This window comes from Leifsonia xyli subsp. xyli str. CTCB07 (assembly GCF_000007665.1).
In the GTDB taxonomy this organism is placed as follows: Bacteria; Actinomycetota; Actinomycetes; order Actinomycetales; family Microbacteriaceae; genus Leifsonia; species Leifsonia xyli_C.
Genome location: NC_006087.1, coordinates 1,157,425 through 1,174,242, shown reverse-complemented (window position 1 = coordinate 1,174,242; position 16,818 = coordinate 1,157,425). Strand labels below are relative to the sequence as shown.

Sequence of the window (16,818 nt, the reverse complement as noted above, 5' to 3'; positions counted from 1 at the left end):
GCCGACGCCGTGCCCGATGAGGAAGCCCCCTCCCCGGCCGCACGGGCAGACAAGGGGGACATTCCTCGAACGCGCCGATCGCACGGGACGGCGAGGTCGTCCCGAGAGCGTCAATCGAGGAGCGCCGACGTCAGCGTGTCCAGGCCGACGCCACCGATGTCCAGCGCCCTCTTGTGAAACGCCTTGATGTCGAACGCGGCACCATCGCGGCGGGCGCGCTCATCGCGCAACTGCTCCCAGATACGCTGACCGATCTTGTACGACGGCGCCTGACCAGGCCAGCCGAGATAGCGATTCACCTCGAAGCGCACAAAGCTGGCGTTCATGTTCACATTCCGGCCGAGGAACTCGAACGCGTCCTCGCCGGTCCAGGCACGGGAGCCATCCGGGAGACGCTTCTCAAGGTGGACGCCAATGTCGAGCACGACGCGGGCGGCGCGCATGCGCTGGCCGTCGAGCATCCCGAGCCGATCGGCCGGGTCGTCGAGGTAGCCGAGCTGCTCCATGAGGCGCTCCGCGTACAGCGCCCACCCCTCGGCGTGGCCGGAGGTTCCCGCGATGCGGCGCCAGGAGTTCAGCTGCGCCTTGTTCCAGATCGCCTGGGCGATCTGGAGGTGGTGTCCGGGAACGCCCTCGTGGTAAACGGTCGTCAGCTCACGCCAGGTGTCGAACTCGGTGACACCCGCGGGGACGCTCCACCACATCCGGCCGGCGCGCGCGAAGTCGTCGCTCGGCTCGGTGTAGTAGATCCCGCCCTCCTGCGTCGGAGCGATCATGCACTCGAGGCGGCGGATCTCCGCAAGGATGTCGAAGTGGGACGAGCCGAGCTCCTCGATCGCTCGGTCGCTCGTCTCCTGCATCCAGGTCCGGAGCGCGTCCGTGCCGTGCAGCTTGCGGCTCGCATCGCCGTCGAGGAATGCGATCGCCTCAAGCACGGACGCGCCGGGCTTGATCTCGTTCGCGATGGACTCCTGTTCGGCCGCCATGCGCGCAAGCTCCTCGATGCCCCACTCGTAGGTCTCGTCGAGGTCGACCGTGGCGCCCAGGAAGTCGCGGGAAGCGAGCGCGTAGAGCTCGCGGCCCACAGCGTCCTTCTCCGGGGCGTGCGGCGCGAGCTCGTCACGGAGGAAAGTGGCCAGAGCGGCGTAGGCAGCGGCGGACTTCCCGGCACCGGCGGCCAGCTCTGCCTTCAGCGAAGCGGGTAGCTCCGCGTCGCCGGCTTTCGCTCCGCCGGTGAACGCGAAGAAGAATCCGCTGCCGGCGGCCTGCTTATTGGCCTGGGTGAGAACCTCGCGCACCTGGCGGACGGCCGGGACATTGCCCGCGGCGATCCCGCTGCGGAGCGTCTGGATGTAACCGTCCATCGCCGCCGGGAGGTTGTGCAGGCGCTTCGCGACGCTAGCCCAGTCCTCCTCGGTGTCCGTCGGCAGGAGATCGAAGATGTCGCGCAGTTCCTGGGCCGGCGATGCGATGACGTTGAGGTCGCGCTGAGCGAAGCCCGCCTCGTCCTTCTCGATCCGCAGCTGCAGGTCACGGGTCAGATCGAGCTTGGTGATCCGGTCGACCTCGTCGACGGCCTCCGCGGCCTGGATGCGGGCGAGAGTCTCCGTGACCTTCGCACTGGCCCGTTCCGCTCCGGCGGGTGAGTAGTCGCCGTATTCGCCCTCGCGGCCAGGCCGGCCGAGCCGGACGTGATACTCGGGGTACAGCTCCAATTGGGTGTCGACCCACTTCTCCGCGATCCTGTCGACCGGCGTGGGCTCGCGCTTGTCTGCATTGGCCATGCTCCGAGCCTAAACGACCGCCTGGGTGGCTCAGTGGGCGGCAGAGTCCCAGGTCGAGCCGCGCCCGATCTGGACGTCGAGGGGCACGCGGAGGTCGGCGGCGCCGACCATCCGGGCGCGGACGATCGTTTCCAGGGCATCCCCTTCGCCGGGCGCCACTTCGAAGATGAGCTCATCGTGAACTTGGAGGAGCATCCGCGAGCCGAGCCGCTGGTCGCTCATATCGCCGGCGATCCCGAGCATGGCAATCTTCATGATGTCGGCCGCCGAACCCTGGATGGGCGCGTTGAGGGCCTGGCGCTCGGCGTTCTCACGCAGCACGCGGTTGGTCGAGGTGAGGTCGGCGAACGGACGGCGGCGGCCGAAGATCGTCTCGGTGAAGCCGTCGAGGCGGGCCTGCTCGACCACGTTGCGGAGGTAGTCGCGCACGGCCCCGAACCGCTCGAAGTAGCCGTTCATCAGCTCGCGCGCCTCGGACGTTTCGATGCGGAGCTGCTTGGAGAGCCCGAAAGCGCTGAGCCCATAGGCGAGGCCGTAGGACATTGCTTTGACCTTGGTCCGCATAAGCGGGGTGACCTCCTCGGGCGGAACCCCGAAAACACGGGAACCGACGAAGCGGTGCAGGTCTTCGCCGGCGTTGAACGCCTCGATGAGACCGGGGTCGTCCGAAAGGTGCGCCATGATGCGCATCTCGATCTGCGAGTAGTCCGCCGTCAGCAGTGTCTCGTCCTCGCCGCCCGAGACGAACGACGAGCGGATCTCGCGGCCTTCCTCGGTGCGGATCGGGATGTTCTGCAGGTTCGGATCGTTGGAGGAGATCCGGCCGGTCGAGGTGCCGGTCTGGTCGTACGTGGTGTGGATGCGGCCGTCGCCGGTGACCGAGCGCTCCAGCGTCTCCACGATCTGCTTCAGCTTGGTGGCGTCGCGGTGCTGGAGGAGCAGGCCGAGGAAGGGGTGGGGGCTTTTCTCCTGCAGATCGGCGAGGGAGGCTGCGTCTGTCGAATAGCCGGTCTTCGTCGAGCGGGTCTTCGGCATCCCGAGCTCCTCGAACAGCACCTGCTGGAGCTGTTTGGGCGAGCCGAGGTTGATCTCGTGCCCGATCTCCGCGTACGCACGGGCCGCGAGATCGCTGGCCTTGCCCGTGAGCCGATCGCGCAGACGGGTGAGCGCCACCGCGTCGATCGCGACGCCGTTCAGCTCCATCTCGGCGAGCACGGCGACCAGGGGCAGCTCGATCTCGTCGAGAACCGCGCGGGTGCGCTCGTCCAGGGCGGTGGCCTGACCGTCTGCGACGCGCCGGACGAACCAGGCTTCGGTCGCAGGACTCACCGCATCGGCGAGCGGAACGAGCTGGTTCGGGTCGGACACCGGCAGCGTCTCGCCAAGCACCTCCCACACCTGCTCGGCGAGCGACTGCGGCGCCGATCCCGGCTTCACGAGCCAGGAGGCGATGCGAGTGTCGAACGCGAGGCCGTCCACGGCGAAACCGGCGCGGAGGAGGGTCTTGAACTGCGGTTTGGCGTGGAAAAAGCACTTCCGGGCCGGGCTCGCGAGCCACTCCGTGAGCGCCGCACCGTGGTGACTCCCGTCCTCCCACGGCACGTAGACAGTCTCGGTGGCGGAGGCGAGCCCGAAACCGACCAGCGAGGGACCGCGCTGCCCGGCCGGGCCGACCTCCAGCTGGACCGCGATGGACTCGCCCTCCGCGGACGCCGTCGACAGCCAGTGCGCGAGCTCCTCACCCACGAACGCGCGGACAGGCGGGGCTGTCACCGCACCCGCGTCGCCGGTGTCGGAGAGGGCGGCCGTTCCCTCAAGCATCCCGTCCTCGGCAGCGGTCTTCAGCAAACGGTCAAGCAGCGTTTTGAACTGCAGGCGCGCGAAGATGTCGCGCACGGCGTTCTCGTCCAGCGGTCGCCGCGCGAGGTCTGACGGGCCGACAGGCAGCTCCACATCGTCCAGGAGCTTGTTGAGGCGGCGGTTGCGGAGGGCGTTCTCCTGCTGGTCGCGGAGATTCTGCCCGACCACGCCCGTGATCTCGCCGGCGTGCGCGACGATGTTCGCGACCGTGCCGTACCGCTGCACCCACTTGACGGCAGTCTTCTCGCCGACCTTGTCGATCCCGATCAGGTTGTCGCTGGTCTCACCGACCAGCGCCGCGATCTCGGGGTACTGGTGCGGCTCGATGCCGTAGCGCTCGCGCACAGCGGCCGGATCGTAGACCTTCAGCTCGGAGACGCCGCGGACATTCGGGTAGAGCAGCGTGACCTCATCGGTGACGAGCTGGATGGTGTCTCGGTCGCCCGAGACCAGGAGCACACGGTAGCCCTCCTCGACGCCGCGGCGCGCCAGGGTGGCCAGGATGTCGTCGGCCTCGTAGTCCTCTTTGGCGATGGTCTGGATGTTCATCGCGTGCAGGGCCTCTTCGAGGAGCGGGACCTGGCCGGCGAACTCGGGCGGGGTCTCGCCACGGGTGCCCTTGTACTCCGGGTATTCGCGCGTGCGGAACGAGGCGCGGGAAACGTCGAACGCCACCGCGAGGTGCGTCGGTTTCTGCTGCTGCAGCAGATTGATCAGCATCGCGATGAAGCCGTGAATGGCGTTCGTGTGCTGCCCCTCGCGATTGACGAAGCTGTCCACCGGCAGGGCGTAGAAGGCCCGGAACGCCAGCGAATGGCCATCGATCACGAGAAGGGTAGGCTTTTCGGAGTCTGACACCGGACCAGCCTACAAGCCGCCGGTGACACTCCAGCCGCCGACCGACGATGGCGAGAAAGGGCGATGCATGACCGAGAACGCGCTCGCGTATGTTCAGCGGAGGGGGCTCGGCGCGCTGGCCGAGAAGATGGCCATCGAGATGCTCGAGTTCACGATCGAGCGGGCGGTGGCGCGCATGCCGGTCGCCGGTAACACGCAGCCGGCCAACCTGCTGCACGGCGGCGCGTATGTGGTCCTGGGCGAGTCGCTCGGCTCCATGTCGGCGAACCTCTACGCCGGAGAAGGCCGGCTGGCCGTCGGCATCGAAATCAACGCCTCACACACGCGTTCCGCGACCTCCGGCTACGTCACGGGCGTCTGCACGCCCGTCCACCTCGGCCGCACGCTCACGACGCACGAGATCGCCGTCACCGACGATCAGGGCCGCCGCTGCTCCACAATCCGCATCACGAACCTGATCAAAGAGCGCTAAATCGCCATCGCTCCTCCGTTGTTCCGCGCTGCGAGCGGCGTATCGACGGAACAACGGAGGAATCGTTGGCTATTTCTTGGGGGCGAGCTGCTCGATGATGGCCTGGGCGACGTCGTGCATGGTGAGACGGCGGTCCATGGAGGCTTTCTGTATCCAGCGGAAGGCGTCGGGCTCGGAGAGGCCCATCTTCTCGTTCAGGAGGCCTTTGGCGCGGTCCACGAGCTTGCGGGTCTCGAAGCGCTGCACCATATCGGTGACCTCCGCCGCGAGGGCGAGGATCTGCTGGTGGCGCGCAAGGGCGATCTCGATGGCGGGCAGGAGGTCGTTCGGGGTGAACGGTTTGACGACATAGGCGAGCGCGCCCGCTTCGCTGGCACGCTCGACGAGTTCCCTCTGGCTGAACGCGGTCAGCAGCACGACGGGAGCGATCTGGTCCTTGGACAGGCGCTCAGCGGCAGAGATCCCATCCAGCTGAGGCAGCTTGACATCCATGATCACCAGATCAGGGCGGAGCTCGGTCGCCAGCGCGACAGCGGTCTCGCCGTCACCGGCTTCCCCGACGACCTCGAAACCGTTGTCGCTCAGGATCTCCACGATGTCGAGCCGGATAAGCGACTCATCTTCCGCGACGACAACGCGGTGGGGTGCGGTGGGGGTGGTTTCCTGGTCAGTCACGCAGAGAAGCCTACGGTATTGTTTCTGTGTTGTTGTGCGCCGCTGTGGCGGAACGGCAGACGCGGAGCACTCAAAATGCTTTGTCCTTCACGGGCGTGTGGGTTCGAATCCCACCAGCGGCACAACCGAGAGACCCCTCCATCCCCATTTTTCACAGGCACGGGGTCTCTTCCGTTCTCGCGCTACGCCCATGTGCCACACTCTCATGTCACAAAAAGGCTGGTTAAAATGGCAAAACGGCGATGGCAGCATGCCACCTGTCAGCACGAGGCGCCGAGCGTGGCTAAACGGACCAGCTGAAGCCGTGAAGCCACGGCAGGCGTATGCGGACCACACGCCCACCGTTGAGAAGCTCTTCCAGCCACATCGAACAGAAGTCCGGCGTTGAGGGCCTGACAACCTGGACTCCCCAAGGATTGGACTCGATGGCCCCATCAATCGCCTTCACAGTCACCGTGCCCGCGAAGTCAGTGCCTCCTGTCATGAAACCAGACCACTCTCCTCGCGACCAGCATGGTCAATGATGCAACGGTCGTAGGATCGGAGCGCCCGAAGGCTGGTAGGCAGGGTTTTCTCCTCGTCGTTCTGCGGCTCAGACGACCTCATCGCAAGGCACAAGTGTGCTTCCAGATGACCAGCGGCACAAGCGATTGAGCCAGCAGGCCCTCCCCCGTCAATGACGACCCCCCTCAATAACGACGCAGAGATCAGCCGCGCGTCAGAGGGATCAGAGATGTGTACCGACGACGATGGCGGCGAAGCGCCGCGCTCGCTCGGCGAGTCCGGCGATCCCCTCGTGCATCGCACGCTCGATATCGAAGCCGCCGAACTGCGGCGGCGGCGTGCGGCGGACGTTCTCGCAGCACTCGAACGCGCCGCAGACGAACGCGGACCGTGTCGGCATTGCGGCCGGCCTGGCCGACGCGGCGGGCAGACCAGAAATAGACATCGCGGACACAGTGGACGTCCTGGCACCAGCCGCACATCGTCGGCCTGTGGGACCGTATGGACGCCTCCGACGCACGCAGCAGAATGCCCACCGTCCGCTCGGCGGCCGGGATGACGACATAGCCGCGCTGGGGCACGCTGGGGTCACGCCGTCCGAGGTACTCGCGGCGCTCCCAGTGAATCTCACTGTACACCGGGCGGCAGCGGGAGATCGGCAGCTTCGGAGGTGGAGCAGTTGACGAACGAATCGCGGATCTCCTGGGGAGTCAGGGTCTGCAAGGGCACACCTCCACCGAAGAGATTGCGCTCGCGTCCCATGCTTACACATGTTCCCAGCCTCGACGCCCGGAGGATGGGACGGGCGGGGACCGGCTCATGGCCTCTTGTGCGGCACCGACATACCTGAGGAAATTCAAAGTAGATGTCTGAGCTTTATCCTGACATACTTGCACTGATGCACACCCGAATCCGCAGCAATTCGTATCCGTAAAACGATCTCAGGAAAAGGGTGTTTCGTGCCTGTCCAGAACAGTCGTGTCCCAAACAACCGCTTCGCTCTCTTCGCCGCTGCTCTCTCTGGATTTGTCATCGCGGCCCTGCTGCTCGGCAGTGCTCCTGCCACCGCCACTGCCCCGGCCGCAATCCGCACGGACGGCTCCAACGGTTCCGGCATCACAAGCCTGTGGCCTGGGGCAACCCCATCGACAAGGCGCTAGATGAGCGTGGGATGGGTGAGCCCGCGTTCCAGCCCAGCGCCCTGTCGGCCTTCGCCTCCGCCCACAAGCTGAAAACGGTCTACCTGTCCGTCCCGTGTGCAGCCGACCAAGGCCCGTTCAGCGACTGGCTCCGCTCCGCGGTGAAGGCGTTGCATGGCGCGGGCGTCACCACGGTCGCCGCCCTCGGCGGCGACGTATCGTGGGCCAGCCAGCCTCAGCTCGCCGCCACCTGGACACGATCAGCCCTCACAGCTGCCCCCTTCGACGCCGTGCAATTCGATGTCGAGCCCTGGGTGAACGCCACCGACAGCCAACTGCCGGCCATCGTCGGCGATCTCAGCAACATGTACGACGCGGCCGCTCAAGCGGCCGGAAAGGTTCCGATCGGCGGCGCCCTGCCCTGGTGGCTCGCGACGAAACCCGACCCCAGCGGCGGGACACTGTTCGGCCAGCTACTCTCTCACATCCACTCTGTCGCGATCGTCACCTTCGTCGACCACGCTGAGGGAGAGGACGGCATCGTCGCCCTCGCCCACCCCGCCGCCGCGGTGGCCAGCGCGGCCCGCATCCCGTTCACGATCGGGCTGGAGGCGGACAGCCCCGACGTCGCCGGTGGTTCGGCTGCGACCTTCGGCGATAACTCCGCAGCGGCCTTGGAAGGACAGTCGACGATCGTGCGCGCCCGGCTCTCCGGGCTGAACGGATACAGCGGGATCGCCGTAGAGCACCTGCTCTCCTGGAAAGATCTGCTGACCCGATAGAGCGGACCATCCCGTCCACCGGGGTCCTCGCAAACAAGCCGACGGGCCGGGCCGCCCCGGCCCGTCGGCACGGGGAATTCGGGTAGGGGTCGCGCTACCGGTCAGCGACGGGAAGTAAGCTCGGCGGAGTGAGTTCGCAACGCAGCCGGGTGATCGCCGGGGCCGGCACCCAGGTCGCCACGAAGTCAGCATCAATTTCGGTTCCTCAGTCGCCGGGCTCCTCATCCCGATCGTCGGCTCCCCCGTCGTGGTGGCCGTGCACCAGGTCGTGACCGCCGTCGCCGTTTTGCCGTTCTACCGGCCGAAACGCACGGAACTCACCTGGCGACGGCTCTGGCCGGCGCTCACGCTCGGGGTCGTGCTGTCCGCGATGAACCTCAGCTTCTACGAGGCCGTCGGCCGGCTGGGGCTCGGCATGGCCGCCACCATCGAGTTCCTCGGCCCGTTCGCGCTGGCTCTTTTCGGTTCGCGCCGCCCGCTGGATGTGTGCTGCGCCCTCGCCGCAGCCGCCGGCGTCGTTCTGCTGACCGGGACAGAAGGCGCGATGGACCCGCTCGGCGTCGTGCTCGCGCTGACCGCCGCCGCGTCCTGGGCCGCCTACATCCTGCTGACCCGGCAGGTGGCGATGCGGCTTCCGGGGCTGGAGGGGCTCAGCGTTGCGAGCGTGGTGGCCACTGTCCTGACCGTGCCCATCGCTCTGGTCACGCTGGACTCCTCGCGCATCGACTGGCGGGTCGCGGGTCTGCTGCTGACCGCCGGCATCCTCTCCTCGGCGGTGCCCTACAGCCTCGACACGTTCATCCTGCGGCGGATCAGACCCCGTTTGTATGCGGTGATCACAAGCCTCGGCCCGGTCATCGCGACCGTGTTCGGCGTGCTCGTCCTGGACGAACGTTTCACGGCTGTCCAGCTCGCCGGCATCCTGATCGTGTGCGCCGCCGCCGTCACCCTCGCGACGCAACGCGAAGAACCCCGCTCCGAACTCGAGTCGGCGGCCGGGTCCCTCCCCTGAGCGGAGAGCCGGAACGGGACGGAACTCACTGTCCGCCCACAGGGAGGGGCTCACAGCCGGGAGCGGTCCCCGAAGCGCGAGGCCCTTCGCTGCGTTTCGCTACACAGGACGTCGCCGACCCGGTGTACGCGGATGTCGTTGGTGGTGCCAGGAATCCCGGGAGGCGACCCGGAAATGATGACCACCTTGTCGCCGTTCTCCGCTCGGCCCGTGGACTTCAGCGCCTCGTCCACCTGCGCGACCATCTGGTCGGTGTGGGTGACCCGGTCGACCACGAAGGACTCCACGCCCCAATAGAGCGCCATCTTGCGACGGGTCGACTCCTCCGGTGTGAAGGCGAGGATCCGGATCTTGCTGCGCAGACGCGCCATGCGACGGGCCGACTCGCCGGACTCGGTGAACACGCAGAGGTACTTGGCCTCGACGAAGTCCGCCACCTCGGTCGCGGCCAGGGTGATCGCGCCGGACTGCGTGCGCGGCTTGGTGCCGAGCGGGGCGATCCGGTCGAGACCGTGCTCTTCGGTCGATTTCACGATCTTCGCCATCGTCTGAACGGTGATCTTCGGGTACTCGCCGACACTGGTCTCCCCCGAGAGCATGACCGCATCCGAGCCATCGAGGACGGCGTTAGCGACGTCGGATGTCTCGGCGCGGGTCGGTACCGGGCTCGAGATCATCGACTCCAGCATCTGCGTCGCGACGATGACCGGCTTGGCCGCACGGCGGGCGAGTTCGACCGCGCGCTTCTGCACGATCGGCACCGCCTCCAGCGGCAACTCGACGCCCAGGTCGCCACGCGCGACCATGATGCCGTCGAACGCCTCGATGATGCCCTCCAGAGCGTCAACGGCTTGCGGCTTCTCGATCTTGGCGATGACGGGGACCTTACGGCCCTCCTCGGCCATGATCTCGTGTACGCGCTCGATGTCCCCCGCGTTGCGCACGAACGAGAGGGCGATGAGATCGGCGCCCAGATTCAGGCCCCAGCGGAGGTCGGCCTCGTCCTTCTCGGACAGCGCGGGCACGTTCACCGCGACACCGGGAAGGTTGATGCCCTTGTTGTTGGAGACGGGACCGGCCACGACCACCTCAGTGGTTACGGCCGTGCCATCGGTCTCCAGCACGCGCACGCGCACCTTTCCGTCGTCGATCAGCAGGAAGTCACCCGGCTTCACGTCCTGGGGCAACCCCTTGAACGTGGTGGAGGAGATCTCCTTGGTGCCGATGATTTCCTCGGTGGTGATCGTGAAGATATCGCCCTCGGCGAGTTCGTAGGGACCGGCCTCGAACTTGCCGAGGCGAATCTTCGGGCCTTGGAGGTCGACCAGGACCGCGACCGGTTTGCCGGCGTCCTCCGCAGCCTTCCGAACGTTGGCGTAGACCCCCTCATGCACCTCGTAGCTGCCGTGGCTGAGGTTCATCCGGGCCACGTCGACGCCCGCGTCGACGATGGCGCGGATGTTGTCATAGCTGGAGGTCGCCGGCCCGAGGGTCGCGACGATTTTCGCCCTTCTCATGCTCTTCAGTGCTCCGTGATTCTCGCGCAGTCGAGGACGCGTTCTCGTTTTCGGTGGGGATCCCTCAGACCAGGATGCCGCGGTCCGTGGGACGGACCGGCGCCGGCAGTTGTGTCTCCCCTTCAAGATACCGGTCCACGGCGGCGGCCGCTGCACGGCCCTCGGCGATGGCCCAGACGATGAGCGACTGACCGCGGCCAGCGTCCCCGGCGACGAACACGCCAGCCTCGCTGGTCTGGTAGCCGCCGTCACGCTCGAGGCTGCCCCGCTCATCGAACGGCAGGTTCAGCTGGGAGGAGAGTCCGTCCTGCTCCGGACCGGTGAAGCCCAGAGCGAGAAGGACGAGATCCGCGGGGATCTCCCGCTCGGTGCCGGCCTTCGGCACGCGGTGGCCATCGACATGCTCGGTCTCGGCCACCCGCACCGCGCGCACCTCGCCGTGCTCATTCGCGAGGAACTCGACCGTCGAGACGAGGTACTCGCGCTGACCGCCCTCCTCGTGCGCCGACTGGACTTCGAACAGAGCCGGGGTCAGCGGCCAGGGCTGGTGACCCGGACGCTCGCTCGGCGGCTGTTTGCCGATGGCGAGAGTGGTCACGCTCGCAGCACCCTGGCGGTGGGCGGTGCCGATGCAGTCCGCACCGGTGTCGCCGCCGCCGAGGACGACGACGCGCTTGCTGTCCGCGGTGATCTGGGCGGCGACCTGGTCACCCGCACCCGCCCGGTTCTGCTGGACGAGGTACTCCATCGCGAAGTGAACGCCTGCGAGGTCGCGGCCCGGGATGGGCAGATCCCGCGGCACCATCGCACCGGTGGCGACAACGATCGCGTCGTAACGCGCCCGCAGATCGTCCCAGCCGATGTCGACACCAATCGTCACCCCGGCGCGGAAACGCGTGCCCTCGGCGGTCATCTGACCGATGCGCGCCTCCAGATGCTTCTTCTCCATCTTGAAGTCCGGGATTCCGTAGCGAAGCAGACCGCCGATCCGGTCGTCCCGCTCGTACACGGCGACCGTGTGCCCGGCGCGCGTGAGCTGCTGGGCGGCGGCCAGACCCGCGGGCCCGGAGCCGACGACCGCAACGGTCTTGCCGGTGAGGCGCTCCGGCGGGTGCGGCTGCACCCAGCCGTGCTGCCAAGCCTGGTCGATGATCGACACCTCGACCTGCTTGATGGTCACGGCGGGCTGGTTGATGCCCAGTACGCACGAGGACTCGCAGGGGGCCGGGCACAGCCGCCCGGTGAACTCCGGGAAGTTGTTGGTGGCGTGCAGACGCTCGATTGCTTGGCGACCCTCCCCACGCCACATGAGGTCGTTCCACTCCGGAATGAGGTTCCCGAGCGGACAACCCTGGTGGCAGAACGGAATGCCGCAGTCCATGCAGCGCCCGGCCTGGCGGCGCAGCTGGGCCGGTTCCCCGGCCTCGTAGACCTCTTTCCAGTCCATCAGCCGGACCGGGACGGGGCGGCGCTTCGGCAGCTCCCGCTCGGTCGTCTTCAAGAACCCTTTGGGATCAGCCACAAGTCACCTCTTTTTCGACGGAAACCACACGGTCGGGCAGCCTCATCCGCCAGTCACCTCCAGAATCCGGTTCCACACGACATCACCGTCGGGGTCGAGCCCTTCGTCCGCGGCTTCCTGACGCATCTGGAGCACGGCCGCGTAGTCGCGCGGCAGCACTTTGACGAACCGCGCGACGGTCGCGTCGAAGTCGGCCAGCAGCCGGTCGGCGAGCGCCGAGCCGGTCTCGGTCCGGTGCTTCTCCAGCAGGTCGCGGACGATCTCGATATCGTCGCTGCCGAGCGGCAGCAGCTCGAGTTCGCCGCTCCCGAGAGCCTCCCGGTTGACCCGGGCGGGCGTGAGGTCGTACACGTACGCCGTGCCGCCAGACATGCCCGCGCCGAAGTTGCGGCCGGTGCCGCCGAGGATGACCGCCAGGCCGCCCGTCATGTACTCCAGCGCGTGATCGCCGACGCCCTCGACCACGGCAGTCGCGCCCGAGTTGCGCACGAGGAACCGCTCGCCGACGATGCCGCGGATGAAGAGGCTCCCCTGGGTCGCTCCATAGCCGATCACGTTGCCCGCGATCACGTTGTCCTCCGCTGCGAACGCGCTGTCGCGCGGCGGGCGGACGACGATCTGGCCGCCTGAGAGACCCTTGCCGACGTAGTCGTTGGAGTCACCCTCCAGGCGCAGCGTGATGCCGGCCGGCAGGAACGCGCCGAGCGACTGGCCGGCCGAACCGGTCAGCGTGATGTCGATCGAGCCGGTCGGCAGCCCGTTCTCGCCGTGGCGGACGGTCACCTCGTGGCCGAGCATCGTGCCGACAGCGCGCTCGGTGTTGTGGATGGGCAGGCTCAGCTCCAGCCTGCCGCCGTTCTCGAGCACATGCTGTGCCGCCTCGATCAGCGAATTGTCGACGTGCTCCGCCAGCTCGTGGTCCTGGTCCCGGCCGTGCTTGCGGGGAGCGTCCTCCGGAAGCTCCGGGCCGAGCAGGATGGGCGAGAGATCCATCCCCGACGCCTTCCAGTGCTCGATGGCGCGGTCGACGTCGAGCAGCTCAGCGTGACCGACCGCCTCCTCGAGGCTGCGGAACCCGAGTTCCGCAAGGTGCTCGCGCACCTCCTGGGCGATGAACTCGAAGAACGTCACCACGAACTCCGGTTTGCCGGAGAACCGGGCGCGCAGCTCGGGGTTCTGCGTCGCAACGCCGACCGGGCAGGTGTCGAGGTGGCACACACGCATCATGACGCAACCCGAGACCACCAGCGGCGCGGTCGCGAAACCGAACTCCTCCGCTCCGAGCAAGGCGCCGACGATCACGTCCCGGCCGGTCTTCAGCTGGCCGTCGACCTGCACGACCACGCGGTCGCGCATCCCGTTGAGCATCAGGGTCTGCTGGGTCTCGGTCAGGCCCAGCTCCCACGGCGTGCCCGCGTGCTTGAGCGAGTTGACCGGGGAGGCGCCGGTGCCGCCGTCGTGCCCGGAGACCAGGATGACGTCTGCCAGGGCCTTCGCCGTCCCAGCCGCGACCGCGCCAATGCCCGACTCGGAGACGAGCTTGACGTGGATGCGGGCCCGCGGGTTCGCGCGCTTCAGATCGAAGATGAGCTGCTTGAGGTCCTCGATCGAGTAGATATCGTGGTGCGGCGGCGGCGAGATGAGGCCGACGCCCGCGGTCGCGTGCCGGGTGCGGGCCACCCACGGGTAGACCTTCGCCGGTGGCAGCTGACCACCTTCGCCCGGTTTCGCACCCTGCGCGAGTTTGATCTGGATGTCGTCGGCGTGCGTCAGGTACATCGACGTGACGCCGAAGCGCCCGGAAGCGACCTGCTTGATCGCGCTGCGCCGCTCGGGGTCGAGCAGACGTTCGAGGTCCTCGCCGCCCTCACCGGTGTTGGACTTCGCGCCGAGCCGGTTCATCGCGATCGCGAGGGTCTCGTGCGCCTCCCGGGAGATCGAGCCGTAGCTCATCGCGCCGGTGGAGAAGCGCTTTACGATCGACTCCACCGGTTCGACCTGGTCGATCGGCACCGCCGGGCGCTCGCCGGTCTTCAGCTTGAACATCCCGCGCAGGGTCATCAGGGTCTCGGACTGGTCATCCACGATCGTGGTGTACTCGCGGAAGATGTCGTAGCGGCGCGTGCGCGTGGAGTGCTGGAGGCGGAACACCGTCTCCGGATTGAAGAGGTGGGGCGCGCCGTCACGACGCCACTGGTACTCGCCGCCGGTCGCCAGCCGCTCGTGTGCGATGATCGCGCTCTCGGCCGGATAGGCGGCGAAGTGACGGGCGAGGTTCTCGGCGGCGATCACCTCGATGCCCACACCGCCGAGCTTGCTCGTGGTGCCGGTGAAGTACTCGCCCACGAACTCCTGGCTGAGGCCGACGGCCTCGAAGGCCTGAGCGCCGGCGTAGGAGGAGACCGTGGAGACACCCATCTTCGACATGATCTTGAGGACGCCCTTGCCGAGCGCCTTGATCACGTTCCCGACGGCCTTCTCCGAAGTCACTCCGGTGATCATCCCGCTGCGCACCAGCTCTTCGCAGGTCTCCATCGCGAGATACGGGTTGACGGCCGAAGCGCCGTAGCCGATGAGCAGCGCGACGTGGTGAACCTCGCGCACGTCTCCGGCCTCGACGATCAGGCCGACCTTCATCCGGCTCTCGGCGCGGATGAGGTGGTGGTGAACCGCTGCGAGCATGAGCAGCGACGGGATGGGCGCGAGGTCTTTGGTGGAGTCGCGGTCGCTCAGCACGATGAACTGCGCGCCGGACTCGATGGCCTCGTCCGCTTCGGCGCACATCTCGGCGAGGCGTCTGCGCATCGCATCCTCGCCGGCGTCGAAACGGTAGAGACCGCGGACGGTCGTCGTCAGGCGGCTGCCCGGGCGCGGGTCGATGTGCTGGATCTTCGCGAGTTCGTCGTTGTCGATCACCGGGAAGTCGAGGACGACCTGCCGGGCGTGCTCCGGACCCGCGGTGAGCAGGTTCCGCTCGGGGCCGACACCGAGCGCGAGCGAGGTGACGACCTCCTCGCGAATGGAGTCGAGCGGGGGGTTCGTGACCTGCGCGAACTGCTGCGCGAAGTAATCGAAGAGCAGGCGCGGACGCTCGGAGAGCACCGCGACCGGCGTGTCGGAGCCCATCGCACCGAGCGGTTCGGCGCCCGTCGCCGCCATCGGCTTGAGCAGGACACGGACCTCCTCTTCCGTGTAGCCGAACGTGCGCTGGCGGCGGGTGATGGAGGCCGGGGTGTGTACGATGTGCTCGCGCTCCGGCAGATCCTTCAGGTGGATGCGGCCCTGCTGCAGCCACTCGCCGTAGGGCGCGCCGGCGGCGAGCTCGGACTTGATCTCCTCGTCCTCGATGAGCCGGCCGGCGACCGTGTCCACCAGGAACATCCGGCCCGGACGCAGCCGGCCCTTGCGGACGACGCGACTCGGCTCGATGTCGAGCACACCGATCTCGGAGGCCAGCACGACGAGGCCGTCGTTCGTGATGACGTAGCGGCCAGGACGCAGGCCGTTGCGGTCGAGCGTCGCGCCGACGAGCGAGCCGTCGGTGAACACGATCGCGGCGGGACCGTCCCACGGCTCCATGAGCATCGAGTGGTATTCGTAGAAGTCACGGCGGACGGGGTCGATTTCGGTCTGGTTCTCCCACGCTTCCGGAACCATCATCATCACCGAGTGGGGCAGCGAGCGTCCGGTGAGCGAGAGCAGCTCCACGACCTCGTCGAAGGAGGCCGAGTCCGAGGCGGCGGGCGTCACAATCGGGAGCACCGGGCCCAGCTCGCCGAGCAGCTCGCTCTCGAGCTGCGATTGGCGGGCGCGCATCCAGTTGCGGTTGCCCTGCACGGTGTTGATCTCGCCGTTGTGCGCGATCATGCGGAACGGCTGCGCGAGCTGCCAGGAGGGGAAGGTGTTGGTCGAGTACCGCGAGTGAACGAGCGCCAGCTTGGAGGCGAAGCGCTGATCGGAGAGGTCAGGGTAGAAGGGCTCCAGCTGCAGAGTGGTGAACATGCCCTTGTAGACGATGGTGCGGCTCGACAGCGACGAGAAGTAGATGTCGAGCTCGCGCTCGGCGCGCTTGCGGAGGAAGAACGTCTGACGGTCGAGCGCGATCCCAGCAACCGGATCGCCGTCCTCGGCCGTCCGGGTGCTCGACACGAAGAGCTGCTCGATGACCGGCATCGCGGCGCGTGCCAGATCGCCGAGCTCGTCGGGGCGGTTCGGGACCGGCCGCCAGCCGAGGACGGTCAAGTCCTGCTCGGCGGCGATGGCCTCGACCGCGGCTTTGACGCGCTCGCGCTCCTCCGCGCCGACCGGCAGGAAAGCGTTGCCGGCGGCGTACTCCCCGGCGCCGGGCAGCGCGGTGCCCGACACGGCGCGCAAGAAGGCGTCCGGCACCTGTGTGACGATTCCGGCCCCGTCCCCGGTTCCAGCGTCGGAGCCGACCGCGCCGCGGTGCTCGAGGTTGCGGAGCGCTTCGAGCGCGGCGGCGACGATGTCATGCCCGGCCGTGCCGCGCAGGGTAGCGACCATCGCGAGACCGCAGGCGTCCTTTTCGTGGGCAGGGTCGTAGAGGCCCTGCTTTCCGGGAAGGGCACCGAACCGGTGATGGGGAGGCGTGAGCGCCATAGTTCGACCGTCCTCACAGTGTCGTAGACGTGGGGTGTGGGGTGCGGGGACGCCATCGGCCCTTCAGAAGGGG

10 protein-coding genes, 1 tRNA gene and 1 pseudogene are annotated in these 16,818 nt (G+C 67.6%); 4 read left to right on the top strand and 8 right to left on the bottom strand.

What is annotated here, in order from left to right; genetic code table 11:
• Positions 1-110: 110 nt before the first annotated feature.
• Positions 111-1,784 (bottom strand): DUF885 domain-containing protein, encoded by a 1,674-nt coding sequence (locus LXX_RS05645; protein WP_011185986.1) that lies wholly within the window; start codon positions 1,782-1,784, stop codon positions 111-113.
• A 30-nt stretch (positions 1,785-1,814) separates the two neighbouring features.
• A complete protein-coding gene (polA, locus tag LXX_RS05640) occupies positions 1,815-4,502 on the bottom strand; it encodes a DNA polymerase I (protein ID WP_011185985.1) in 2,688 nt (895 codons plus the stop codon).
• A 67-nt stretch (positions 4,503-4,569) separates the two neighbouring features.
• Between polA and LXX_RS05635 the strand changes: the two genes are divergently transcribed.
• Positions 4,570-4,974, top strand: coding sequence for a hotdog fold thioesterase (locus tag LXX_RS05635; RefSeq protein WP_011185984.1), 405 nt, complete (start codon positions 4,570-4,572; stop codon positions 4,972-4,974).
• A 69-nt stretch (positions 4,975-5,043) separates the two neighbouring features.
• Here the strand turns inward: LXX_RS05635 and LXX_RS05630 are convergent, their stop codons facing one another.
• Positions 5,044-5,649: an ANTAR domain-containing response regulator gene (locus LXX_RS05630; protein WP_011185983.1), complete on the bottom strand. Its 606-nt coding sequence runs from the start codon at positions 5,647-5,649 to the stop codon at positions 5,044-5,046.
• 38 nt (positions 5,650-5,687) lie between these two features.
• Between LXX_RS05630 and LXX_RS05625 the strand changes: the two genes are divergently transcribed.
• Positions 5,688-5,771 (top strand) — tRNA-Leu (locus LXX_RS05625).
• Positions 5,772-6,376: 605 nt separating this feature from the next.
• Here the strand turns inward: LXX_RS05625 and LXX_RS16665 are convergent.
• Together LXX_RS16665 and LXX_RS16660 are read right to left on the bottom strand one after the other, a co-directional pair.
• Positions 6,377-6,553 carry a hypothetical protein gene (locus tag LXX_RS16665; protein ID WP_370558485.1) on the bottom strand — a complete coding sequence of 59 codons (177 nt, stop codon included), beginning with the start codon at positions 6,551-6,553 and terminating at the stop codon, positions 6,377-6,379.
• Positions 6,554-6,596: 43 nt separating this feature from the next.
• Positions 6,597-6,734: pseudogene (locus tag LXX_RS16660) on the bottom strand (FBP domain-containing protein); the annotation flags it as partial.
• Between the two features lie 590 nt (positions 6,735-7,324).
• Between LXX_RS16660 and LXX_RS05615 the strand changes: the two are divergent.
• Together LXX_RS05615 and LXX_RS05610 are read left to right on the top strand one after the other, a co-directional pair.
• Positions 7,325-8,074 carry a hypothetical protein gene (locus LXX_RS05615; protein ID WP_141692832.1) on the top strand — a complete coding sequence of 250 codons (750 nt, stop codon included), beginning with the start codon at positions 7,325-7,327 and terminating at the stop codon, positions 8,072-8,074.
• A gap of 247 nt (positions 8,075-8,321) precedes the next feature.
• A complete protein-coding gene (locus LXX_RS05610; protein ID WP_223227732.1) occupies positions 8,322-9,086 on the top strand; it encodes an EamA family transporter in 765 nt (254 codons plus the stop codon).
• 50 nt (positions 9,087-9,136) lie between these two features.
• Here LXX_RS05610 and pyk read toward each other — a convergent pair whose 3' ends face one another.
• The 3 genes from pyk to gltB form a co-directional block, all read right to left on the bottom strand.
• Positions 9,137-10,603, bottom strand: a complete 1,467-nt coding sequence (gene pyk / locus LXX_RS05605; protein ID WP_011185979.1) for a pyruvate kinase — start codon at positions 10,601-10,603, stop codon at positions 9,137-9,139.
• 64 nt (positions 10,604-10,667) lie between these two features.
• Positions 10,668-12,125 carry a glutamate synthase subunit beta gene (locus LXX_RS05600; protein WP_011185978.1) on the bottom strand — a complete coding sequence of 486 codons (1,458 nt, stop codon included), beginning with the start codon at positions 12,123-12,125 and terminating at the stop codon, positions 10,668-10,670.
• Between the two features lie 42 nt (positions 12,126-12,167).
• A complete protein-coding gene (gene gltB / locus LXX_RS05595) occupies positions 12,168-16,745 on the bottom strand; it encodes a glutamate synthase large subunit (protein ID WP_011185977.1) in 4,578 nt (1,525 codons plus the stop codon).
• Positions 16,746-16,818 lie beyond the last annotated feature (73 nt).